Raw genomic sequence first — 22,504 nt, 5'->3', positions numbered from 1 at the left:
TGGGAGGTGCCGATGTCAGATGTTCAGACTGGAGAAGTGCGGGTGCCCTTAGGCCGGCACGCGGAAGTGTCGTTTCGGTCGTGGCGACAAGTTGCCAAGTGGCTGGAGGAAACCGAAACCGCCTGGCGATGGCTCTCTGGGGCACATGGGCCAGATCCTGCAAACTTGGCGCACTACCTTCCCACGCGACTAGCCTCCGCCAAACAGGAGGTCACGAACGCCATGGAGGGGAAGGCCCTCCTCCAGGAGGCCGCCTCTATCTTCGCCCGCCACCTGAACGACAACTACGCGCCGCCCCACCCCGGCACGGATGCCGCCAGGCAAATTTTTGAGATCAGAGACTTGGCCGGCGAAGAGGCTGCCAAGTTTGCTTTCGCCTTGAGCCAAGAGCTGGTTTCATTTGCGAACATAGGCACCAACCAACAGTGGCGAGGTGCCTCTCTGGTCCTGAACCCCGAAGTCCTGTTCGCGGCGGGCGAGGCGGAAAGGTTCAAGCGGGAGCGGACCAGTTACCGAAATGCCGCCGCCAAACTATTCGACGACGTCAGAGAACGGGAGAGCCTTCGATCAGAGGAATGGAAGGGGGCCGTTGAGACCGCCGCCAGCACCGCGGCGACTTGGTCGAAAACATTGACCCGGCGGTGGCTCCGCACCTCTTTGAAAGCTCGCGCGCGAGAGCGGTCGGCGATGGCTAAGCTCCACGCGACTGACGTGACGTTCACGGAAAAAATGGCGCTCAAAGCTCCAGTGGAATACTGGGAAAAGAAAGCAGCTAAGCATAAGGCCTCGGAAGGCGTCATGCAGGGTTGGCTTTGGGTGTACTTCCCATTGGCGTTCATCTGTCTAGTGGGGATGTTCGGGGGCGTCGGCTTCTACCTTCTGACGACTCCGACGACCTCTCTTCCGCCGGGTCTGACGGTTGTTGCCTCAGCGGGCCTAGCCACGTCTGCAGGGATGCTTTTCTGGATCGGGAGGCTCCTGACCAAGCTGTACCTGAGCCAGCATCACCTCAGGCAGGATGCCGAAGAACGCGCCACGATGACGACGACGTACTTGGCTCTGACCGAGGTTTCAGCACCTGGCGATTCTGACCGACAGATCGTATTGAACGCGCTCTTTAGGAGCACTCCGGACGGAATCGTGAAGGAAGAGGGTGGCTTAGACCCTAACCTTGCCTCAGCCCTCGGTCGTTTCCTGGCACGTTAAGAGGCGTTCATCGGAGCCCCCCCCCTGAACATCCGCGACGGGTCGGGATCGGGCTTTCAGCGTAGCGCGCACGAACGTCCGCTAACTAGGCAGGCCTCAATGTCTGCATCTGGCGCGTTTCAGCCTCTTCTCGGCTAGCCTGTAGTCACGTGCGTCAGCTTGTCTGGGTTGCGGACGATGTAGATGGCGCGGATCCGTCCATCCTCGAGATCCAGCGCGGTCGTCTGGAGACGGCCGTCCGGGTTGTAGCTGACGTAGCCGGGCAGGCCGTCGATGACGGCCGTGCGGACCAGGGTCGGCCGTTGTCGCGGATTGCTTGAAACATGGCTGAACAGCCGGAGGACGTTGTCGATGCCGCGCACGATGTTGCGGAACGCCGACACCTTGCCGCCGCCGTCAGCGTGAATCTCGACGTCCCGAGCGAGGAGACCCGCCAAGCTCGCCGTATCGCCGCCGTGCGCGGCCTCGAAGAAGGCGCGCGCGATCCGGTCAGCTTCCGCGGCCCCGAGCGAATAGCGGCTCCGCTCGGCTTTGACGTTTCTGCGGGCGCGGGACGCCAGCTGCCGAACCGCGGCTGGCTCTCGATCGAGCGTGGCGGCGACATCCTTGAGCGGCACCTCGAAGATGTCGTGCAGAAGGAAGGCCGCGCGTTCGAGCGGCGACAGACGCTCCATGGCCAGCATAAGGGTCACCGTGACGTCGTCGGCGATCGTCTCCGCCGGATCGAGCGCCTCCACCAAGGGGTCGGGGAGCCACGGCCCGACATAGGTCTCTCGGCGCGCCCGGGCCGACTTCAGGCGGTCGAGGCACAGGCGGGTGATGATGCGCGTGAGATAGGCAGCGGGCGCTTCGACACTCAGGCTGACGCCTGTCCACCGGAGCCAGCCATCCTGAACGACATCCTCGGCCTCGCTCAGCGAGCCGAGCATCCGGTACGCAAGACGAAGCAGACGCGGGCGTTCCGCTTCGAAAGTTTCGGTTTTCGAGTCCGTCGGCGTCATCGCGCAGCATTCCTGGTGGTCGTGTAAGGATGACGATCGAACGGCCTGAGATGTGACGTGCCCGCAGTGCGGCCGTCCGGATGTCACATCCCGCCGGCCTGCCTCGTCAAGTCTTCACCGCGCCGATGGACGGCGCAGAATGGAGACCTCCCATGACGACGATGACCCGCCTGACTTGGCATTCCGTGGCGCCGGAGGGCGCGAAGGCCCTCTACGGCGTCCACCACTACCTCATGACCGGGACCAACCTTCCGGAAGAACTGATCCACCTCGTGTTCCTTCGGGTGTCGCAGATCAACGGCTGCGCTCATTGTATCGACCTCCACACGCGGGACCTTCTGAAGACGATGCCAATCGACAAGGTCGTCCTGGTCCCTGTGTGGGAGGAGGTCCCGCACCTATTCCCCGAAACCTATCGGGCCGCGCTGGCCTGGGCGGAGGAGGTGACCCGAGTCAGCGAGACCCACGCGTCGGACGAGGCCTATGCCGCTGCCAGTGCGACGTTCGAGCCGAAGGACCTGGTGGACCTCACCATCGCCATCGCAGCCATGAACGCGTTCAACCGCTTGGGCGCGCCGTTCCGTTTGCCGGTGAAAGCGCAACCCTGATTGCGAACGCGGCGTCCCTGCTCAGGGGCGCCGCGACCTTCCCGAGAGTCCGATGACCGGCTTGACGCCAATGTCCGCTCCTGGCGCTTGTCTGACGTCAGGGTGCCTGCTCAAACGCGAGCAAGCAGGCACCGTCCCAAGCTGATAATGCTGTCTGCCGCATCAAACGACGGGGTGATTAGTCGTGCCTATTTAGAGAAGATCGCTGGTCTTTGGGGATGGTGCGAGATTCAGATCAGCCCCATCCTGGGGATGATCTCTCAAGCCGTCTTCGTCCAGTTCATCGAGTTCAGCAGCTTCAACGAAAATGATGGTCTCGCCTGGACGAAGGTGGCTCTGAACGGCGTCTCGTGCGTCATCGGCGCTGAGGGCTTCTGTCCGGATCAGCCGCGAGGAGCCGTCCTCCGCGCCGAGGGTCACTTCAAAAACCGCCGCCATGATGACTCCGTATCTTAGTGGTCTTGATCTGCAACGCTTCTAAGATGGCCGGCGTTGCGCTCGTGACGATCTGTCGCCCTATTCCGGCGGTGCAGCCTTATCGCCCTCGACGCGGTCGCGATAGACGGCGGCGCGGGCCAGCAGGATCAGGGTCACGGGCGTCGTGACGGTCAGGAAGACCCCGATGAGCAGGTCGCGGAGCGCAAGCCGCCCCTCGGTCAGTGACCAGAAGGCGACCGAGGCCACGACGATCAGCGCCATGCCCAGGGTGGCTCCCAGAGTGGGCGCATGAACCCGCTCATAGAAGCGTTTCAGAACCACAAGGCCGACGGAGCCGATCAGCGCCAGCAGGCTGCCGAAAACCGTGACGGCGACGATGGTCCAGGCCGCCCACAGCGGTAGGTCGGAAGGGGTCATTCGATCACCTCGCCACGCATCAGGAACTTGGCCAGGGCGACGGTGGCGGTGAAGCCCAGCATGCCGATGATCAGGGCCGCCTCGAAGTAGAGGCTGACCCCGCTGCGCATTCCCTGAACCAGGATCAGCAGCATGGCGTTCAGATAGAGGGTGTCGAGACCCAGGACGCGGTCCTGCGCGCGCGGCCCGCGCATCATGTGCAAGGCGGCCAGCAGCATGGCCAGCAAAAGCATGGCCTGGGCCGCGCCCAACCCCCAATAGAGAACGGCGGAGGCGGTCATGGGAAGATCTCCAACAGCAGGCGCTCATAACGACCCTTGATCAGGTCGATCCAGTCTTGCTCCTCGACCAGGTCGAGGACGTGCAGCAGCAGGCGCCCCGATGGCCGGTCATATTGGACCCACAGGGTGCCGGGCGTGCTGGTCACGATGATGGCGAGCACCGCCAGGCCGTAACGGTTGCGCAGGTCCAGCGGCACATGGATGAAGCCGGAAACACGCTGACGTCTGCGCCGCCCCATGATGATGATGGCCACGGCGTAGTTGGAGCGCACGACATCGACGGCGACATAGCCGGCCAACCGCAGGATGGCGCCCGGCGAGCGGACTCCGGATCGGTCGGGCTCCAGCCGTCGCATGACCTGGGGTATGGCCAGAGCGGCGATCAGGGCGACAAGGACGTCGCCCGCCGAAATGGGCCCGCTCAGCACAAGCCAGCTGGCAAACAGCCCCAGGGCCAACAGGGGGTGGGGCAGGAGGGCGCGGATCATGCGGCGTCTCCCAACACGGCGCTGATATAGGCCTTGGGCGAAGCCAGCCATTCGCCGGTCTTCTCGGCATAGGTCAGTCCGGCGGCGGCCCCGGCGCTCAACCACAGACAGCACAGGACCAGGCCGCCGATGGCCAGGAACTCGGGACTGCGGACCTTCGGCGCCACGGCGTCCTCGCGCCAGAAGCCCGCAACGCCGAACCGCGTCAGGGCGATCAGGGCGGCGAAACTGGATAGGGTCAGCACCCCGACCAGGGCCCAGCTGGCGGGCGACAGGGCGCCGTCGCCGGACAAGAGGGCGACGAAGATGCCCAGCTTGCCCGCGAAACCGGCAAGGGGCGGCAGGCTGACGGTCACCAGGGCGGCTAGGATGAAGGCCCCGCCGAGGAAGGCGGTCGAGGCCGGCAGGACACGCCCGACCTCTTGCACGTCGTCGGCGGCGAAGGGGTCGTCATATTCGTCGTCGAAGACCGCATCCTGGGGCGACGCCGCCACGTCCTCGCCGCGCGCAAGAATCTCGGCGATCAGGAACAGGGTCCCAGCCGCCAGGGTGGAGGCCGCCATGTAGAAGAGCGCGCCGCCGACCGCGTCGGGCACAGCCGTCCCCGCTATGGCCAGGACCGTGCCGGAGGAGACCATGACGGCATAACCAGCCGCCCCTTCAAGGCGTCGCGCCGCCACCATGCCGGCGGCGCCGAAGACGACCGTGGCCGCGCCCGCCACCAGAAGCCAGATATTGCCGAACCCGGCCGAGGCGCCGGCGTCGGCGCCGAACAGCAGGGCGGCCAGGCGCAGGATGACATAGACCCCGACCTTGCTGAGGATGGCGAAGACCGCTGCGACCGGGGCGCTGGCGGCGGCATAGGCTCCCGGGAGCCAGAAGCCGAGCGGCCAGGCCGCCGCCTTGACCAGGAAGGCCACGCCCAGGATGGCGCAGCCGATATGGAACAGGGCGCGGTCATGGTCCGGGATGGCGGCGACCTTGCTGGCGATGTCCGCCATGTTGAGCGCACCGGTCACGCCGTAGATCAGGCTGACCCCGATCAGGAAGAACAGCGACGCCGTCAGGTTGATGGCGACATAGCCCAGTCCGGCCCGCACCCGCTTTTCGCCCGACCCATGCAGCAGAAGGCCGTAGGAGGCGGCCAGCATGACCTCGAAGAAGACGAACAGGTTGAACAGGTCCCCTGTCAGAACGGCTCCGTTCACCCCCATGACCAGCAGCAGGTACAGGGCGTGGAAGCGCGGTCCGGCCCGGTCCCAGCGGGCGTAGGAGAACAGCAAGCCGCCGGCCGCCAGCGTGGCTGTCAGCGCCAGCATCAGGGTCGAAAGCCGATCCGCCACCAAGGTGATGCCGAAGGGAGCGGCCCAGGCGCCGAGGTTGTAGATGCGGGCCGTGTCGTCGCCCGCGGGACCGCCGACGGCTGCTTCGTGCAGCAGGGCATAGGCCACGCCGACCAGAGCGACCAAGCACAGCAGGCTGATCAAGGCCTTCAACCCATAGCGTTGCTCCTTGAGCAGCAGCATGGCCGCCGCCGCGATCAGCGGCAGGACGACGGGCGCGACGATGAGGTGGTCCTGCCAGTCGGTCATTCGCCCGGCTCCCGTCCGTCGATGTGATCGCTTCCGGTGATGCCCCGGCTGGTCAGCAGCACCACCAGGAACAGGGCGGTCAGGGCGAAGCTGATGACGATGGCGGTCAGGACCAGGGCCTGGGGTACGGGGTCGGCATAGGCGGCGGGATCAACCGGCCCTTCGCCCTTCAGCACAGGCGGCGCGCCCGCGCGCAGGCGACCCATGGCGAAGATGAACAGATTGACCGCATAGCCGAGCAGGGACAGGCCGATGATGACCTGGAAGGTGCGCGGGCGCAGCAGCAGCCAGACGCCGGCGGCGGTCAGCACGCCTATGCCGAGAGCGAGGACCAGTTCCATCAGACGCTCTCCTCATCAGTGGTCGCGGGCGAGACGGCGCGCGGTTTGCGGAGGGACTGGTGAGCGATGGCGACCAGCATAAGGACCGTCGCCCCCACCACCAGCAGGGCCACGCCTGCGTCGAACACGACCGCGGACGCCAGCGGCGTCTTGCCGATCAGCGGCAGGTCGACATAGGTGAACCAGGAGGTCAGCAGCGGATAGCCGAACAGCCTGGACGCGACCCCCGACAGGGCCGCGATCAGCAGCCCCCCGCCGATCCAGACCAGGGGCCGAATCTCCAGCCGTTCCTCAACCCAGCGGGCGCCCGAGGCCATGTATTGCAGGATGAAGGCGATCGACAGCGCCACCCCCGCCGCGAAGCCGCCGCCGGGCAGGTCATGCCCGCGCAGGAAGAGATGCAGCGCCAGCAGGATGATGAAGGGGAAGAGCCAGCGCATCACCACGCGCGGGATCAGCATGGTCTCGGATAGGGTGTCCCCCAGCTCGCGATCCTCGCGGCGATCATCGCTGTGGTCCTGGTGCTGCTTCTGCTCGGTATGGCCGAGACTGTCCGACGCCGGACGGAAACGCCGCAGCAGGGCCCAGATCGTCAGTCCGACGATGCCCAGGACCGTGATCTCACCCAGGGTGTCGAAGGCTCGGAAGTCCACCAGCAGCACGTTCACCACATTGCGCCCGCCGCCTTCGGAATAGGCGTGATCCAGGAAGTAGCGAGCCAGCGGCGACGCCGACGGCCGGGTCATGACGGCGAAGGCGACCAGGGCCACGCCGGCGCCGGCGATGATCGCGATGACGAGGTCCGTCACACGCCGCCAGCGGGCCTTGGCTTCCTGTTTGGGCGAAGCGAGGTCGGGTAGGCGTTTGGGCAGCCAGCGCAGGCCGAGCAACAGCAGGACGGTAGTGACGATCTCGACCAGCATCTGGGTCGTGGCCAGGTCGGGGGCCGAGAACCAGACGAAGGTCAGGCAACTGACCAGGCCGGCCCCTCCGACCAGGACCACGGCGGCCAGACGGTGATACTTGGCCTGCCAAGCGGCGGCGATCGCGCAAGCGCCGCCGATGATCCACAACAGGGTGAAGCCCAAGCCGGGACGATGAACCGTCAGCCCGGCCTCATCAAAGCCGAGGCCCGCCATGCCGCTGGCCAGCGCCGCCGCCAGCATACAGGTCAGGATGATGGCCCGCAGGCGCGCCTGCTGTCGTGTGGCGCCGAGGCGACGCACGATCCACTCGGCGCCGCCCTTGAAGGCGCGCATGACCCGGTCATAGGCGCGGGCGCCGTTGAAACGTCCGACCACCCAGGGGCGCTCGCTGGCGTTGATGCGCGGACCCAGCAGCCTGTAGGCCACGACGCCGCCGATCAAGGCGATGGCGCTCATCACCAGCGGCAGGTTGAAGCCGTGCCAGACCGCCAGACTGTAATAGGGGACGTTTTCGCCCAGCACCGAACGGACGGCGACGGCCAGAACCGGGCCGATGGTGATGGCCGGAAGAACGCCGACGATGATGCACAGGCCCACCAGAACCTCGATCGGGAAGCGCATCCAGCGCGGCGGCTCATGCGGGGTCTCGGGCAGATCGACGGGCGGCGGGCCAAAGAAGGTCTGGTGAATGAAGCGCACCGAATAGAGCACGCTCAGAAGGCTGGCGACCGTGGCCAGAACCGGCAAGGCCAGGTTCAGGTGGCGCCCGCCGGTATGGGCGATCGCCTCGGCCAGGAACATCTCCTTGGACAGAAAGCCGTTCAGCAGGGGCACCCCGGCCATCGCGGCGGCGGCGACGATGGCCAGGGCCGCCGTGACCGGCATGGACCGCCTGAGACCGCTGAGCTTGCGCATGTCGCGCGTGCCGGTCTCGTGGTCGATGACCCCTGCGGCCATGAACAGGGAGGCCTTGAAAGTGGCGTGGTTGACCGTGTGGAAGATGGCCGCCACGGCCGCCAGCGGACTGCCCAGCCCCAGCAACAGGGTGATCAGCCCGAGATGGCTTATGGTGGAATAGGCCAGCAGGCCCTTGAGGTCGTTCTGGAAGACGGCGTTCCAGGCCCCGAACAACAGGGTCGCAATCCCCGCAGTGCTGACGATGACATACCAGGCGTCGGTTCCCGCCAGCACCGGCCACAGGCGGATCATCAGAAAGACGCCCGCCTTCACCATGGTCGCCGAATGCAGATAGGCGCTGACCGGGGTCGGAGCGGCCATGGCGCGGGGCAGCCAGAAGTGGAACGGGAATTGCGCGCTCTTGGTCAGGGCGCCCGCCAGGATCAGAAGCAGGGCGGTCAGATACCAGGGGCTGTTCTTGATGATCTCGCCCGACGCCAGCACCGCGTCCAGATCGAAACTGCCGACGATGCGGCCCAGCACAACGACCCCGGCCAGCAGGCACAAGCCGCCCGCCGCCGTAACGGTCAGCGCCATCCGCGCCCCGTCGCGGGCCGACGCGCTATGGTGCCAATAGCCGATCAGCAGGAAGGAAAAGAGGCTGGTTAGCTCCCAGAAGACGGCCAACTGGATCAGGTCGCCGGCCATGACCATGCCGGTCATCGCGCCCATGAAGGCCAGCAGGAAGGCGAAGAAGCGCGGGACCGGATCGTCGGCCGACATGTAGTAGCGGGCGTAGAGCACCACGAGGGCGCCGATGCCCTGCACCATGATTGCGAACAGCCATGCCAGACCATCCATCCGCAGGGTGAAGTGGACGCCGAACGTGGGCATCCAGGGCGTGGACCAGCGCACAGACTCTCCGCTGGCGACGGCGGGGAAAAGGGCCACCAGGCAGAGCAGGCCCGCCAGAGACGTCAGCCAGGCCAGTGCTGCTGCGGCGTTCCGGGCGCGTGACGGCAGAAAGATCGCCATCATTGCCGCCACAAAGGGCGCCCCGAACGGAATGAGCAGCAGCAGGGTATGGGGCATGCGTGACGGAGTTCCTGTTGCGGGGCGTTGCTAGCCTAGAGAACGGACCGCATTAGAACTATAGGCTGATCTGCGGCGATCTGACCCGCAAATATCGTGAATTCACAGGTCGCTAGCGCGCCTTCATTCATGACTTATCTATAGAGTCCGAGGTGGTGCGACTCTCAGACTGTTTTTCATGCGGCTGCCAAGAGTCCTCATTTTGGGCCGCGCGCCAATGATGGCTCAAGGCGCATCCGGAACTCAATCGAATGTGCTTTTAGGCGAAACCTGCCTTCCGATTCAGAAAGATCACGCAACCGATCAGTGCGAGCAGCGGGCTGAGGCCGATCAACACCAGAAAGGCGGCTCGCCGGCCGATCACGCCGCTGACCATCGTGCCGACGGGAATGCGGATCGAAAGAGCCAGTGGCGTGCCGACAATGGCCACGGCGATGGCGCGGCCCTTGAGGTGTTTGGGCGCCTGCTCCGATTCATGGCGCCGGTGATCGGACGACTGACACGCCGGATCGAGGACGTCTGACATCGGCAGACCATGAGAGGGCGGCCCTCAGGCCGCCAGGGCTTCGTCGGCAGGGCCGAAGAACTCATAGTGGATGCGATCGGCGGGCACCCCGATGGCGACCAGCTCGGAGACCAGAGCCCGCAAGAAGGGGCGGGGGCCGCACAGGTAATAGTCGGCCTCGTTCACCGGGGTCTCCGAGGCCAGCCAGGCGCCTGAGATCCGACCCGTCCGTTCGTGAGCGGCCAGGTTCGCGGCCTCCGGTACGCTTTCGTAGAAGACAGTGTTGCGGCTGGCGGGAATGGCTGCGGCGAGCCGGCGAACATGATCGCCCATGGCGTGGGAGGCGACATCGCGCGCGCCGTGAACATAGTGAACCCCGGCTTGCGGTTGTCGGGCCGCCAGCGTCTCCAGCATCGAAACCATGGGGGTCAGGCCGACGCCGCCAGACAGGAGCACGATGGGTCGTTGCGGATCCTCCGGCAAGAAGAAGTCGCCCGCCGGCGCGCCGACCTTGAGAATTTTGCCGGGCCGGGCGTGTTCGTGGAGCCAGGTCGAGGCGAGACCATGCGGCTCCCGCTTCACTGAGATCCTATAGGTCTCCCCGTTCGGCGCGGAGGAGATCGAATAGTTGCGCTTGATCGGCGAGTGCCCGGGCAGGTCAAGCCAGAAGGTGAGGTACTGCCCAGGCTTGTGAGCCAGCACCGGTCCGCGATCGACCGGCCGCAGGATGATGGAGGTGATGACCGAACTCTCGGGTTGGACTTCCGCCACCTCGAAGGCGCGCCAGCCGTTCCATCCGCCTTCGGCGGCGGCGAGGTTCTCGTAGAGGGCCGCCTCGCGTGTGATGAGGATGTTCGCGAGGAACCAGTAGGCCTCGCCCCAGGCAGCGAGAACGTCTTCGGTCGCAGCCTCGCCCAGGACATGGCCGATGGCGCCAAGCAAGGCGCTTGCGACATGAGGGTAATGGTCCGGCATGATCTGCAGCCCGACGTGTTTCTGCGCAATGCGTTCAACTGCGGCCGTCAGCGCGCCGAGATTGTCGATATTGGCGGCATAGGCGAGGATGGCGCCTGTGAGCGCCCGGGGCTGGGAGCCAGTATCGCCATGGTGGGATTGATTGAAGAGATCGCGGATTTCCGGATTTTGGAACATCCGGGCGTACATCTCCCGGACAATGTCCAGGCCATGGGCCTCAAGGGCTGGAACTGTGGCTTTGACGATCGTGACCGTCCGCTCGCTGAGGGCTTGCGACATCAGTAGGTGTCCTCGGTAAACTGGAAACTGGAAAACGCGGTCGTTCAGGCCGCAGGATTGTCGGCGGCGTGCCCAAGCCGGGTCAGGTCGGCAGGACACGCGCGGCGCTTCATAGATGTCCGCGCATGTGAGGGGGCAGACGGCTCGACGGAGAGGCGAGGCTTCAGGCCGCAGTCTTCCAGGTCGGCTCCAGAGCAGCGTGAGGCGGGCAGGGCGCCACGGCCTGGACGGGCAATCCCCCGAGCTCGTTGGCGTAGCCGTGGTTGACGTCCCGGTGGTGGGCCTCGTCCGCGCGAACGACGAGGACGACGTCGCGCAGGGTCGCAGTGTCAGGAAGGCTCCAGTAGCGTTTGGCGATCTCTGGGGCCGGTACATTGGGCGAGCGCCCTTCGTCGATTTCGGCGAGGTAGTGGGTGTAGCTGATCACCGCTTCTTCCTCGAAATAGCCGACCACCCGGTGGGCAGTCTTGTTGGATACGAGATAGAGACCAAAGAAGAAAAGGTAGAAGACCCACTGGACCGAGACGATGACGAACCGCTCGAACAGCGTCGGCTTCGAGATCTCGATAAAGGTCATCAGGTGCATGCGTTCATTTTCGGCCTCGTCCATCAGGGTCTTGATCCAGCCCCGGTCGTCGCACATCCGACGCAGACAGCTCAGATGGTTGATGGTGGCGCCGACCATGCCGGGCACGGCCGCGACCGTTTCCAGCACGACAGCGCGATGTCCGTATCGCTTGGCGAAGAAGGTATCGGCGCAGAAGCGCAGCAGCTTGGTGAAGCCGAAGGCGACGCGGTCCGACAGTCCCTTGGGCTGGTGGTGGACGGAGAGATCGACGAGTGGGGCGCTCATGGCCTTGGTCCTTGAAACCGGGGTGTCCCGGGCCGGTTCGTCCGGCGAAAGAGGATGAGGCCGATGTAGAAGGGGCGGCCTGAACGCGGTATCCGGGTCTTGACCCTAGGGGAAATTCCGGAGGCGCGGCCCATTGGTGAACAAGGATAGAAAGCGGACGATGCGCGTCTTTCATTCGTCTTCTCCCCTTGTGAGGCCGTCTTCGCCTTGGCTCGCGGTCGCCACGGTTCTCATACTGATCCTCATGGGCGCGTGGGCGCGAGCAAGTCTGCCGTCCCTCTTCGACGTCCGGTTGTCCTTTCTGGTCTTTGTGCCTGCCGTGGTGGCGGGCTCAGCCTTGGGCGGCGTCTGGCCCGGCGCCTTGGCCGCCAGCTTGGGCGTCGCGACGGGACTGCTTCTGGGGGACGGTCAGCCGCATCTTGCGGAAGCCGTGCTCTTCCTCGTCGTCGCGGGCGCCGTGACCTGGGGAGGCGAGTGGTTCCAACGGGTTCTGAAGGAGCTTTCCTCGCGCGAGACCCATCTACGGTTGATTCTGGATACCGTGCCTGACGCTATGATCCTTATCGACGAGAAGGGGGCCATGCGAGCCTTCAGCCCCACTGCAGAACGGCTGTTCGGCTGGACTGCGGCTGAAGCCATCGGGCAGAATGTCAGCCTGTTGATGCCCGCCCCTCATCGCGAAGCGCACGATAGCTATCTTGAACGCTATTACCGGACCGGAGAGCGCCGGATCGTCGGCGTAGGGCGCGTCGTGGTCGGGCGTCGCAAGGACGGGTCCGACTTTCCTCTGGAACTCGCCGTCGGGGAGATGCGGACCAAGGAGGGACGTTTCTTCACCGGGTTTGTGCGGGATCTGACGGAACGCCAACAGGCTGAGGCCAGGATGCAGGAGCTTCAGGCAGACCTGATCCGGGTCTCGCGTCTGACGGCGCTGGGCGAAATGGCGTCAGCGCTCGCTCATGAGCTGAACCAGCCGCTGACCGCCATCACCAACTATCTGAAGGGCGCGGGGCGACTGCTTCGAGCGGAGAATGCGCCGGCCGATCGCATTTCCGACGCCGTGGACCGGGCGGCTGACCAGGCGCTGCGCGCCGGCGTGATCATCCGGCGCCTGCGAGAGTTCGTCGCCCGGGGAGAGACTGAAAGGCGGATCGAGAACCTGCATTCGCTCATCGAGGAGGCCAGCGCACTGGCGCTGGTCGGGGCGCGCGAACACGGCGTTCAGGTGCGGTTCGCCCTCGATCCGTCCGCTGACCTCGTCATCGCCGACAGGGTTCAAATCCAGCAGGTACTGCTCAATCTGATCCGAAACGCTATGGACGCCATGCAGGACGGCGGGACACGAGACCTGGCCATATCCGCCTCGGCGCTGGATGAGGATCATGTTCAGGTCACGGTTTCCGACACGGGGGCGGGGATTGATCCCGATGTGGCCGCCCAGTTGTTCGAGCCCTTCATTACGACGAAGCGGACCGGCATGGGGGTTGGGCTTTCGATATCGCGGACCATAATGGAAGCCCATGGCGGGCGCCTGTGGTTCGAGGCCAACGCCGCTGGAGGCGCGGATTTTCACTTCACGCTTCATCGCGCCCGACTTGAGGAAGAGCTCGCATGACAAACGCTCCGATCATGCACGTCATCGACGACGACGCCGCTGTGAGGGATTCGATCGCCTTCCTCCTGAGTACAGCCGGACTATGCGTGCAAACCCACGAGTCCGCCGTCGCCTTTCTCGCCGTGAAAGACCGACAGCCCGGGTGCATTATCACGGATGTCCGCATGCCTGACATGACCGGGATAGAGCTAGCGCGCCGATTACAGGCGGACGGTTCCGGGGAACCTGTAATCGTCATCACTGGCCATGCCGACATGCCTCTGGCCGTGGAGGCGTTGCGCGCAGGCGTGGTGGATTTCATTGAAAAGCCGTTCGACGACGAGGTCCTGCTGGCCTCGATCCAGCGTGCGGCGGATCGAGCGGGCGAGACGGCGTCGGCCGAAGCCGAGAAGCGGATGCTGGCGGCGCGTCTCGACGCCCTGTCAGGACGGGAACGCGACGTGCTCGCAGGATTGGTTCAGGGCCACGCCAACAAGGTCATCGCTTATGATCTCAAGATCAGCGCGCGGACCGTGGAAGTCTATCGCGCCAACCTCATGGCCAAGATGCAGGCCGGAAGCCTGTCCGAACTCGTCCGGATGTACCTCACGGTTCATCCCTGACCGGATGCCAAACTAAAGCGGCTTCAACGCTGTTGATGGGTTTTTGGATATCTCTAGCGCGGGCAGACGGGGCCAAGGCTGAATGTCTCCTCTGGGGCAAGTGGTCCTGAGGTCGCCGACGGGCCGGACGTCCTTTCATGACGCGTTCTAGTCAGTGAGCAATGCCGACAGGCAGGTGCGCTTTGTCGTGCTTGCCGACACGCTGGATCAGCGACTGCGCAGCCTCGTTCATGCCGATGAGACGCACCTCCGCGCCCTGACGGCGATAGCGGAACACCACCTTGTCCACGGCGACGACGGCCGTGAGGTCCCACAGATGCACGTCGCTCATGTCGATCTCGACGCGAGTCGGCTGGCTATGATGCTCGAACGAGGCGGCGAAGACGTCGGCCGAGCCGAAGAACAACTGGCCGCTGACGTGATAGCGCAGCACGCCGGGCTCTGGCGTCTCGATTTCCTGCACGACGATGGTCTTGCCCAGCTTCCGCATGAAGAAGATAGCCGACAGGATCACGCCCAGCACCACGCCCTTGGACAGGTCATGCGTGACGACCACCGTGATCGTGGTGGCCAGCATGACGATGGAGGACTGGACAGGGGTTGAACGCAGGGTCAGCACTGATTTCCAGTCGAAGGTTCCGACCGAGACCATGATCATCACCGCCACCAGCGCAGCCATCGGAATGCGCGCCACCCAGTCCTGAAGCACTAGGATCAGGAACAGCAGGAACAGGCCCGCCCACAGGGTCGACAAGCGCCCGCGCGCGCCGGAGGTCACATTGATGATCGATTGGCCGATCATGGCGCAGCCCGCCATGCCGCCGAACAGGGAGCCGATGAGGACCTGGACGAGGTGAAGGCTGACATCGGCCCGGACGTCTTCACCATTTAGGGCGATGTCGCGAGGCTCGCCGACCTGGTTCGAGCCCGCGTGAGCCCATGCTATTTTCGGTCGGGAGTAGGTTCTGTTCTCAAATGGCGCGTGGGGCTGGAAACGCCCGTCGCGGCGAGCGACGAAACGGCCTTCGACGGGATCATCGACGCCAATGCGAAAAGCGCTCACGCTGTCAGTCCGATGCTCACAAATCCGGCAGCGCCTGATCAGCCCGCCCCCATGAAGAAAGGGCTTTCGATCCCGCGCGTTTGAGGAGCTCAAGCTGATCGCCGACATGAAACAGCGCAGGGCTCGCGATTGTCTCCATTTCCTTCCAAGTGACCGGCGCCGCTACGGGCGCGCCCTCCCTTGAGCGCACGCTGTAAGGCATGACGGCCGTAGCGCCGCGCTGATTGCGGAGATAATCGACAAAGATGCGACCCTTGCGTTGGGCCTTCGGCAGAGCGGCCGTGAACTTGGCCGGCTCTGCCTGAGCGACCGCAATAGCCAGACGCCGGGCGAAATCTTTCACTTCAGGCCATTCGGCCTCGGGGGTCAGCGGCGCGATGACGTGAACGCCCTTGCCCCCGGTGACCATTGGAAATGTCTCCAGTCCGATAGTTGCGAGTATATCGCGAAATCGAAAAGCGGCGGAACGCACGGCCTCGAAATCGAGCCCGACGTCCGGGTCGAGATCGAAGACCAGGCGGTCGGCCTTTTCGACGTCTTCGATCCGTGCGCCCCAGCCGTGGAACTCTATGGTTCCCATCTGGACACAAGTCATCAGACCTTCCGGCGTATCTATATAGAGGTAGGGTTCAGTCTCGCCGTCCTTCTCCTCGATCGCCACATGGCGCACGGCCTCGCCGAAGCTTCCGGCGTCGTGCTTCTGGAAGAAGCACTTTTTCGATCGGCCCTGGGGACATCGCACGAGGCTGATCGGACGAGATGCGACCCAGGGCAGCATGATAGGCGCAACGGCGGCGTAGTAGTCCGCCAGCTGACCCTTGGTGATCTGACACTCCGGAAAGAGGATCCGTTGAGCGTTGCTGATTGGCACGGTCTCACCAGCCGGCGCCGGTGTCTCCAACGCTGGCTTCTCGACAACGACCGCCTCGGGCCTCTTGTCATCCCGCAGGCCGAGATAGCTCGGGTGGCGCAACGTGCCTTCGTTGGTCATTTCAGTGAAAGCGATTTCCGCCACCAGCCGGGGGCGGAGCCAATGGGCGTCCCGAACCTCGGCGCGGGGGGCCTTGACGGTGGGACTGTCCTGTTCGAGCGGTCTCATGACCTCCAGGAGCCGCTGCAACTCCATCGTATCGAAGCCTGTGCCGACCTTGCCTGCATAACGGAGGGCGCCATTCTCGTTTACGGCGAGGATCAAGGAGCGGAAGGCGCGCGACTTGTCTGAAGGAAGCCATCCCGCCACGACAAACTCCTGACGCTGGATACACTTGGTTTTCACCCAAGCCGCCGAGCGTGCGCCGACGTACCGGCTGTCGGCCAGCTTCGACACCACCCCCTCAAGGCCGTTTGCGCAAAAGCTGTTCAACAACTTTTCGCCATTGCCTCGAATATGATCGGAGTAGCGGAGCCGTCCCGGCCTCTTTGGAAGCAGGCCTCGCAGGATAGCCTTGCGCTCAAGCAGCGGGCGAGACGTCAGATCTTCGCCATTCAGCGCGAGAAGATCGAAAGCGACATAGGCGATCCTGCCTGGCTCGCCCTTCAGAGCGCCTTGCAACGTCTGGAAGCTGGAGCGCCCTTCGGCGTCGAACACGACAGCCTCGCCGTCGAGCACCGCGGAGTCCACCTTCAGGGACGCAGCGGCGTCGACGATCCCCGAAAACTTCTCCGACCAGTCAAGTCCGGAGCGCGTAAAGGCTCGAGCGCGACTTCCGCCGACGACGACCTCCAGCCGGTAGCCATCGTACTTCATCTCATGCAGCCAGCGATTTCCTCCTGGCACGGCATCGACGAGCGTGGCGAGCTGCACGGGACGAAAAGCGGGCAGGGCGGTCGTGGTTTTCGGTCTGGACCGCACGGAGCGTTCCGCGGTCATGGCTTGTGCCCGCCTCGGGCGGGTCTGGTTTCCTGGCTGCCCGTCTGATCAGGGATGTTCGCAAACGAATGGAATGGGCGTCTAGGCGATCTCGCAGCGATCAAGTTGCGTCTAGGCATGGAAGGTCCTTTCCATGACGCAACGCACCTCCCGAAGGAATGGCGCCAACGGCCTTGCTATGGACGCTGTTCGTGGTGCGCAGAAGCCGGATAGCTGACCGTCCCGTCGGGATGAAGGATAGCACCTGCCGTCAATCGAGCCTTCTCCAGCCTGCCGTGTCCCATGATGTGAATGACGGTCTCGCCCCGAGCGAGAAGATTGTCGGCGATGAGCCGTCGATGACACCGCCACCAGACCGCTTCAGAGCACATGATCGCACTAGGCTGGCGCCGCCCCGTTTCGATCAACAGCTCTAACCCGGCGCGGAACGGGGCGGAGAGAGCGTAATCGGCGTAGTTGTGGAAGCTCTTGTTCTCCCAGTAGCCATTTATGCCGTCGGCCACATCTCCGATCCGACCCCGTCTTCCTCCGAGTTTGACATTGTGGTCGTAGGATATCTGGCGCTCCGCCAGTCTGTGGGGAAGCGTTTCCTGGTTGAACTGAGGGTTGGCTCTGGACCTCGGAATCTTCCGGACATCTACGACCTGCAGAACCTGTGTTCCCTGCAACAGGGCGACGAATTCCTCCAGGCTGCGGTTCGAGTGCCCGATTGTGTAGAACGGCAGCGTCATTCTCGACGTCGCACATAATCCAGCGCGGTCCCCTTGTGAGCGGCGATGTGATCAGTCCTGTCGCTCCTGATCTCATATTGAGGTTCTGCTCTGGAAGCGCGGTGAGTGTGACCCTTGTATTCGAAGTCGCGTGTATGAACTCGAGTGATCCGGCCAGTTACTCGCCCTGCCTCGGAATTCCAGATCACATGATCTCCGACATCGAACGTCTTGGGCATTTTGATCTCCGTCAGGAGACAATCTGACCTGGTCGATTTCGTTCCGGCACATGAGGGAACGTCGGAGCGCCGGCGGCGTGAGCCATCATGCTGATGAGCAAAACGGTTTTGATCGCGCCGTGTCGAACCAGGCGACACGATCGCGGGAAGCCTCCATCAGGTTTTTCCAACCTTCGGATGACGGCGGTCGGGGCGACTGAGCGATGCTAAAGAAAGCGGATCATGCGATAGTTGCGGAAGATCTGGCCGCGGAGTTCAACGTCCTGTTCCTGGACCACCTCGAATCCGCTGCGTTCAAAGAACGGCTTTGCCGTGATGCTCGCGTCCGTACATAAAGACGACAGATTTTGTTCGCGAGCCTTGAGCAGGATGTGGTCCATCAGGCTCTTGGCGACGCCTCGGCCCTGATGTTGGCAATGGACGAAAAGCATATCGATATGGCCTGTCGGTCCGAGGTCGCTGAAACCTGCAATTCGATTCATGTGTTCGGCGATGAACGTCGGCTTACGCTCAAGACGTTCGGACCACTGGACCAGGTTAACCGCTACCGGCGCCCAGGCCTCGATTTGAGCCGGGCTGTAGTCACGATTGGCGACCTTTCTGACCGAGCCATTGAACAGCTCGACGACAGCGGTCAAATCAGCCGGATCATACGGACGAATTCGGATCGAGTTCATGCGACTGCATTTGGCATGGTGAGGGTTTCCAGCCAAGCTTTACGCCGGACCAGCTTCCGTGACCGGCGTGCCGCTCATGCCGCCAGACCCGCTGCAATGAGATGAAGGGATTCGGGACGAAGGTGCGTATACCGTCGGAGCATCTTCCAGTCCTTGTGGCCGGTAACAAGCGCGACCTGGTGGATCTGGAAGCCCGCCTCGAACAGGCGACTTGTCCCTTCATGGCGAAGGTCGTGAAAATGGAGATCGATGATGCCGAGCGCTTTGCAGGCTCTCGTGAACGCGGTGCCGGCTGATCGGTGATTGAAAGGGAAGATGCGGGCGTTCGCGTTTGTCTGCGAGGAACGCCGCTCTTCAATGAGCGCCACGGGGTCAAAGCCGCTGACTGAAAGAAGTGGAATACGCTGGTCGTTGCCCGATTTCTCGCGAGGGTCCTTGCGATCGCGGATGGTCAGCATCTTGGTCCGCGCTGCGTAGTCATCCCAGACGACCTTGAAAATCTCTTCCTGGCGCATCGCCGTCGCGACCGCGAAGCGAATGATGGCGCCCATGGGAATGGTTTGACGAGGCTTGTCCTCGAAGTGGCGGATCAAGCGCTCCAGTTCTTCATTGCTGGGGCGGCGATCCCGCTCGACGCCCTTGCCAATCAAGCCAAGGCGCTTGAGGGCGAGGCGGGCCATATCAATAGCCTCAACCGAGACAGTCAGGCCGTGAACCGCTGCGGCATGGGAGAGGATGAGCTTGATCGCGCCGATGTCGATGCTCAGCGTCATGGGGCCGGCGCCTTCGGTGGCGCGTCTCCGACCGAAGTCGATGAACAGTTGTCGATCCAGTTGGGCGATCTTCTTCCCGCCCAAGCGCGTCTTCAGCATCTTGAGCGTCGCCGCTTTCGATCGCCTGGGCGCCTTCCCGACGGACTTCATGTCGTGGATGTGCAGGTCGATGAGCTCGCCAAATGTGCGCAGCTTGGCCGAACGAGACGGAGTGGGAACTTCTCCGCGATCGATCCGTCCCTCGGCTTCGGTCGCCCACCGCCGGGCGTCATCGCGTTTGAGGAAGGTCTCGCTTATATAGCGACCCTTCCGTCTTACCTGGACCCGCCACGTTCCTGACGGGAGTTTCGAGTAGGTCGCCATTTCGTGTGCGCTCTTTGTGCACTGAGGTGTCGAAAACCCGGAAAAAACGTCGCATCACGTCGCAAATTCGAGTGCACACGCCGCCTTCCAACTTTTTGATCTTACTGAAAAAATGCCGATAAATCAAGCTCATAGGCTGTCCGTGGCGCCCATGATGGACTGGACCGACCGCAACTGCCGGGCGTTTCACCGTGCGCTGAGCAGTCGGGCGCTGCTCTATACCGAGATGGTCACGGCCCCGGCGGTGATCCACGGCGACCGCGAGCGGCTGCTGGGCTTTGACGCGGCCGAGCATCCGGTGGCGCTGCAACTGGGCGGGTCGGACCCGGCGCAACTGGCCGAGGCGGCGCGGATCGGCGAGGCCTATGGCTATGACGAGATCAATCTGAACGTCGGCTGCCCGTCGGATCGGGTGCAGTCGGGCAAGTTCGGCGCCTGCCTGATGCGCGAGCCGGAGCTGGTGGCCGACTGCATGGCGGCGATCAAGGACGCGGTCGGCGTCCCGGCCACGGTCAAATGCCGCATCGGCGTCGATGATCAGGACCCCCTGGTCAGCCTGTTCGCCACGGTGGACGCCTCGGCGGCGGTGGGCGTCACCAGCTTTGTCGTCCACGCGCGCAAGGCCTGGCTGAAGGGCTTGTCGCCCAAGGAAAACCGCGACGTGCCGCCGCTGGACTATGATCTGGTGCGGCGTCTGAAGCGCGAGCGGCCGCATCTGACCATCTGCATCAACGGCGGGATCGGCGATCTGGACCAGGCCCAGGCGCATCTGGATGACACGGATGGAGTGAAGTTGGACGGCGTCATGCTGGGCCGCGCCGCCTATCACGAACCGGCCCTGCTGGGTCAGGTGGATCGCCGCATCTTCGGCATGGATGTCGAGGACGTCGATCCCTTCGCCGCCATCGAGCGCTATCGCCCCTACATGGCCGGGCGGCTGGCCGAGGGGGCGCATCTGGCCAGCATGGCGCGGCATATGCTGGGCCTGATGCACGGCCGGGCCGGAGCGCGGGCCTTCCGCCGCATCCTGACGGTCGAGGGCGTCAAGGCCGGGGCCGGGCTGGAGGTCGTGGACCGTGCGGTCGAGGCCGTGCGCGAGGCCGAGGCGCGGCAGGCGCGGCTGGGCGAGAACGAAGAAGCGGCCTGATCCCCTTTCCGGGATGACGCTGTCGGGTTGCACCGCTATGCCCAAGCCATGAGCGCTCTGCCCCTGTCCGAACTTCTGATGATGGCCGCCGCCCTGGTCGCGGCGGGGGCGGTGGCCGGGGTGATCGGCGGTCTGTTCGGGGTCGGGGGCGGGACGGTGCTGGTGCCGGCGCTCTTCTATGCCTTTTCGGTGCTGGGCGTGGGCGGGCAGAGCAATCTGCACGTCGCCATCGGCACCTCGCTGCTGACCATCGTGGCGACGTCCTTGCGGTCGCTGGCGACGCATCGGGCGCATGGGGCGGTGGACGAGCAGGTGTTGAAGACCTGGACGCCTTGGGTGGCGTTCGGCGGGCTGGTCGGGGCGGCGATTGCGGGCTTTACCTCGATGGAGGGACTGGCCGTCGTCTATGGCGTCTGCCTGCTGCTGATCGCCATGCAGATGGGGCTGCTGCCCGAACATGTGACCTTGAGAAAGGACCTGCCGACCGGCTGGGGACGGCGCGGCGTGGGCACGGGCATTGGCCTGCTGTCGGCCATGATGGGCGTCGGCGGCGGCAGTTTCGGCGGCATGACCATGACCCTGTGCGGGCGGCCCATTCATCAGGCGGTGGCCACCGCCAGCGGCTTCGGTCTGGCCATCGGGGCGACGGCGGCGCTGGGGTTCGCGGTCTTCGGCTGGGACGCGCCGGGACGGCCGCCGCTGTCTCTGGGCTACGTCAACGTGCCGGCGGCGGTGATCATGGGGCTGCTGACCGCCTTGACCGCCCCCTATGGCGCGCGATTGGCGCACCGGCTCAACCGTAAGGTGCTGAGGAGGGCCTTTGCGGTCTACCTGCTGCTGACCGCCCTGTCGGTGGTGTGGAAGGCGCTTTGAGAAACGCCCATTTCGCCTACGTAGATTTCCGGGGTCAGACGATAAGGCTTTGGCGAACAGCGCGCGGTTAGGGAGAGGCTGTAGTCTTCCCCCCGAGCGTAGAAAATGCTGCAGAACCTGTCCGTACCCAAGAAGCTGATACTGTCCTTCGCCGCCGTCATTGCGGCCTGCGGGACGGCGACCATGGTGGTCCTCTGGGCCGTGACGGTGCTGCAGCGCGCCGACGCCGCCAACGCCGCCTCCGCCGACATGTTCAAGGCCTCGGACCTGGTACTGGCAGCCGCGGTCGAGCAGCAGAACGCCATGCGCGCCTATGTTGCGACGCGCGACGCCGACTTCATTCCCAAATACGAGGAGCCGGGCAAGGTTCTGGTGTCGCGGCTGGCCGATCTCGCCGCCGCCGACGTCGACGCCGCCTATGGCCAGGAGCAGGCGGCGCTGAAGGGGGCGGTCGACGCCTTCCACCAGAGCGCCGACGGCCTGATCGCCCTGGCCCGCGACCCCGCCACCCAGCCCCAGGCCGTCGCCGGACTGGAAGCCGGCGCCCGCCTGTCCGACATCCGCGCCGCCATCACCTCGATTCAAGACAAGGAGGCGGTGGTCGCCGCCGAAAACGCCGAGGCCAAGGCTGTCGCTTACAAGGGGGCATACTGGAGCTTCGCCATCGGCGGGG

The 22,504-nt window shown here is 64.4% G+C and carries 24 protein-coding genes; 7 read left to right on the top strand and 17 right to left on the bottom strand.

What is annotated here, in order from left to right; genetic code table 11:
- Positions 1-12: 12 nt before the first annotated feature.
- The gene (locus B3K53_RS09720) at positions 13-1,206 is read left to right on the top strand and encodes a DUF6161 domain-containing protein (protein WP_292084031.1); all 1,194 of its coding nucleotides are present in this window, start codon (positions 13-15) and stop codon (positions 1,204-1,206) included.
- A 134-nt stretch (positions 1,207-1,340) separates the two neighbouring features.
- On the opposite strand, the gene B3K53_RS09715 is transcribed toward B3K53_RS09720, so the two are convergent.
- Positions 1,341-2,207 carry a sigma-70 family RNA polymerase sigma factor gene (locus tag B3K53_RS09715; RefSeq protein ID WP_292084030.1) on the bottom strand — a complete coding sequence of 289 codons (867 nt, stop codon included), beginning with the start codon at positions 2,205-2,207 and terminating at the stop codon, positions 1,341-1,343.
- 152 nt (positions 2,208-2,359) lie between these two features.
- Between B3K53_RS09715 and B3K53_RS09710 the strand changes: the two genes are divergently transcribed.
- Positions 2,360-2,815 (top strand): carboxymuconolactone decarboxylase family protein, encoded by a 456-nt coding sequence (locus B3K53_RS09710; RefSeq protein ID WP_292084029.1) that lies wholly within the window; start codon positions 2,360-2,362, stop codon positions 2,813-2,815.
- A gap of 192 nt (positions 2,816-3,007) precedes the next feature.
- Here B3K53_RS09710 and B3K53_RS09705 read toward each other — a convergent pair whose 3' ends face one another.
- The 10 genes from B3K53_RS09705 to B3K53_RS09660 form a co-directional block, all read right to left on the bottom strand.
- A complete protein-coding gene (locus B3K53_RS09705; RefSeq protein ID WP_292084028.1) occupies positions 3,008-3,253 on the bottom strand; it encodes a hypothetical protein in 246 nt (81 codons plus the stop codon).
- Positions 3,254-3,331: 78 nt separating this feature from the next.
- Complete coding sequence (gene mnhG / locus B3K53_RS09700) at positions 3,332-3,670, bottom strand: monovalent cation/H(+) antiporter subunit G (RefSeq protein WP_292084027.1); 339 nt, start codon at positions 3,668-3,670, stop codon at positions 3,332-3,334.
- Entirely contained in the window at positions 3,667-3,951 is a 285-nt protein-coding gene (locus B3K53_RS09695) for a K+/H+ antiporter subunit F (protein ID WP_292084026.1), read from the bottom strand. Before B3K53_RS09695 ends, mnhG begins: the two co-directional genes overlap by 4 nt.
- Positions 3,948-4,439, bottom strand: coding sequence for a Na+/H+ antiporter subunit E (locus B3K53_RS09690; protein WP_292084025.1), 492 nt, complete (start codon positions 4,437-4,439; stop codon positions 3,948-3,950). Before B3K53_RS09690 ends, B3K53_RS09695 begins: the two co-directional genes overlap by 4 nt.
- Positions 4,436-6,031 (bottom strand): monovalent cation/H+ antiporter subunit D, encoded by a 1,596-nt coding sequence (locus B3K53_RS09685; RefSeq protein WP_292084024.1) that lies wholly within the window; start codon positions 6,029-6,031, stop codon positions 4,436-4,438. Before B3K53_RS09685 ends, B3K53_RS09690 begins: the two co-directional genes overlap by 4 nt.
- On the bottom strand, positions 6,028-6,372 hold the full coding sequence (locus tag B3K53_RS09680; RefSeq protein WP_292084023.1) for a Na+/H+ antiporter subunit C: 345 nt from the start codon (positions 6,370-6,372) through the stop codon (positions 6,028-6,030). The genes B3K53_RS09685 and B3K53_RS09680 overlap by 4 nt, the downstream gene beginning before the upstream one ends.
- Complete coding sequence (locus B3K53_RS09675; RefSeq protein WP_292084022.1) at positions 6,372-9,287, bottom strand: monovalent cation/H+ antiporter subunit A; 2,916 nt, start codon at positions 9,285-9,287, stop codon at positions 6,372-6,374. Before B3K53_RS09675 ends, B3K53_RS09680 begins: the two co-directional genes overlap by 1 nt.
- Positions 9,288-9,546: 259 nt before the next feature.
- Positions 9,547-9,813: a hypothetical protein gene (locus tag B3K53_RS09670; RefSeq protein ID WP_292084021.1), complete on the bottom strand. Its 267-nt coding sequence runs from the start codon at positions 9,811-9,813 to the stop codon at positions 9,547-9,549.
- Between the two features lie 24 nt (positions 9,814-9,837).
- Positions 9,838-11,046: an NO-inducible flavohemoprotein gene (gene hmpA, locus B3K53_RS09665; protein WP_292084019.1), complete on the bottom strand. Its 1,209-nt coding sequence runs from the start codon at positions 11,044-11,046 to the stop codon at positions 9,838-9,840.
- A 163-nt stretch (positions 11,047-11,209) separates the two neighbouring features.
- On the bottom strand, positions 11,210-11,899 hold the full coding sequence (locus B3K53_RS09660; protein ID WP_292084018.1) for an alternative oxidase: 690 nt from the start codon (positions 11,897-11,899) through the stop codon (positions 11,210-11,212).
- A 136-nt stretch (positions 11,900-12,035) separates the two neighbouring features.
- Here B3K53_RS09660 and B3K53_RS09655 point away from each other — a divergent pair, with 136 nt between their 5' ends.
- On the top strand, positions 12,036-13,514 hold the full coding sequence (locus B3K53_RS09655) for a PAS domain S-box protein (RefSeq protein WP_292084264.1): 1,479 nt from the start codon (positions 12,036-12,038) through the stop codon (positions 13,512-13,514).
- 14 nt (positions 13,515-13,528) lie between these two features.
- Entirely contained in the window at positions 13,529-14,116 is a 588-nt protein-coding gene (gene fixJ, locus B3K53_RS09650) for a response regulator FixJ (RefSeq protein WP_313412990.1), read from the top strand.
- Positions 14,117-14,267: 151 nt separating this feature from the next.
- Here the strand turns inward: fixJ and B3K53_RS09645 are convergent, their stop codons facing one another.
- The 6 genes from B3K53_RS09645 to B3K53_RS09620 form a co-directional block, all read right to left on the bottom strand.
- Positions 14,268-15,179: a SulP family inorganic anion transporter gene (locus B3K53_RS09645; RefSeq protein ID WP_292084016.1), complete on the bottom strand. Its 912-nt coding sequence runs from the start codon at positions 15,177-15,179 to the stop codon at positions 14,268-14,270.
- A gap of 16 nt (positions 15,180-15,195) precedes the next feature.
- Positions 15,196-17,049, bottom strand: a complete 1,854-nt coding sequence (gene ligD, locus B3K53_RS09640; protein WP_292084015.1) for a DNA ligase D — start codon at positions 17,047-17,049, stop codon at positions 15,196-15,198.
- A gap of 176 nt (positions 17,050-17,225) precedes the next feature.
- Positions 17,226-17,780 carry a DUF488 family protein gene (locus B3K53_RS09635; RefSeq protein ID WP_292084014.1) on the bottom strand — a complete coding sequence of 185 codons (555 nt, stop codon included), beginning with the start codon at positions 17,778-17,780 and terminating at the stop codon, positions 17,226-17,228.
- Positions 17,777-17,998: a DUF2945 domain-containing protein gene (locus B3K53_RS09630; RefSeq protein WP_292084013.1), complete on the bottom strand. Its 222-nt coding sequence runs from the start codon at positions 17,996-17,998 to the stop codon at positions 17,777-17,779. The genes B3K53_RS09635 and B3K53_RS09630 overlap by 4 nt, the downstream gene beginning before the upstream one ends.
- 206 nt (positions 17,999-18,204) lie before the next feature.
- Complete coding sequence (locus tag B3K53_RS09625) at positions 18,205-18,675, bottom strand: GNAT family N-acetyltransferase (RefSeq protein WP_292084012.1); 471 nt, start codon at positions 18,673-18,675, stop codon at positions 18,205-18,207.
- Positions 18,676-18,749: 74 nt separating this feature from the next.
- Positions 18,750-19,811, bottom strand: coding sequence for a site-specific integrase (locus tag B3K53_RS09620; RefSeq protein WP_292084011.1), 1,062 nt, complete (start codon positions 19,809-19,811; stop codon positions 18,750-18,752).
- A gap of 112 nt (positions 19,812-19,923) precedes the next feature.
- On the opposite strand from B3K53_RS09620, the gene dusA reads away from it, so the two are divergent.
- From dusA to B3K53_RS09605, 3 genes are all read left to right on the top strand, one after another.
- The gene (dusA, locus tag B3K53_RS09615; RefSeq protein ID WP_292084010.1) at positions 19,924-20,958 is read left to right on the top strand and encodes a tRNA dihydrouridine(20/20a) synthase DusA; all 1,035 of its coding nucleotides are present in this window, start codon (positions 19,924-19,926) and stop codon (positions 20,956-20,958) included.
- Positions 20,959-21,006: 48 nt separating this feature from the next.
- A complete protein-coding gene (locus B3K53_RS09610; protein WP_292084009.1) occupies positions 21,007-21,831 on the top strand; it encodes a sulfite exporter TauE/SafE family protein in 825 nt (274 codons plus the stop codon).
- 105 nt (positions 21,832-21,936) lie between these two features.
- On the top strand, positions 21,937-22,504 hold a 568-nt coding region (locus B3K53_RS09605), incomplete at its 3' end, for a CHASE3 domain-containing protein (protein WP_292084008.1).

Source organism: Brevundimonas sp. UBA7506, assembly GCF_002479495.1.
Taxonomy (GTDB): domain Bacteria; phylum Pseudomonadota; class Alphaproteobacteria; order Caulobacterales; family Caulobacteraceae; genus Brevundimonas.
The sequence above is the reverse complement of the archived record's forward strand: the minus strand, read 5'-3'. Positions and strand labels throughout refer to the sequence as shown.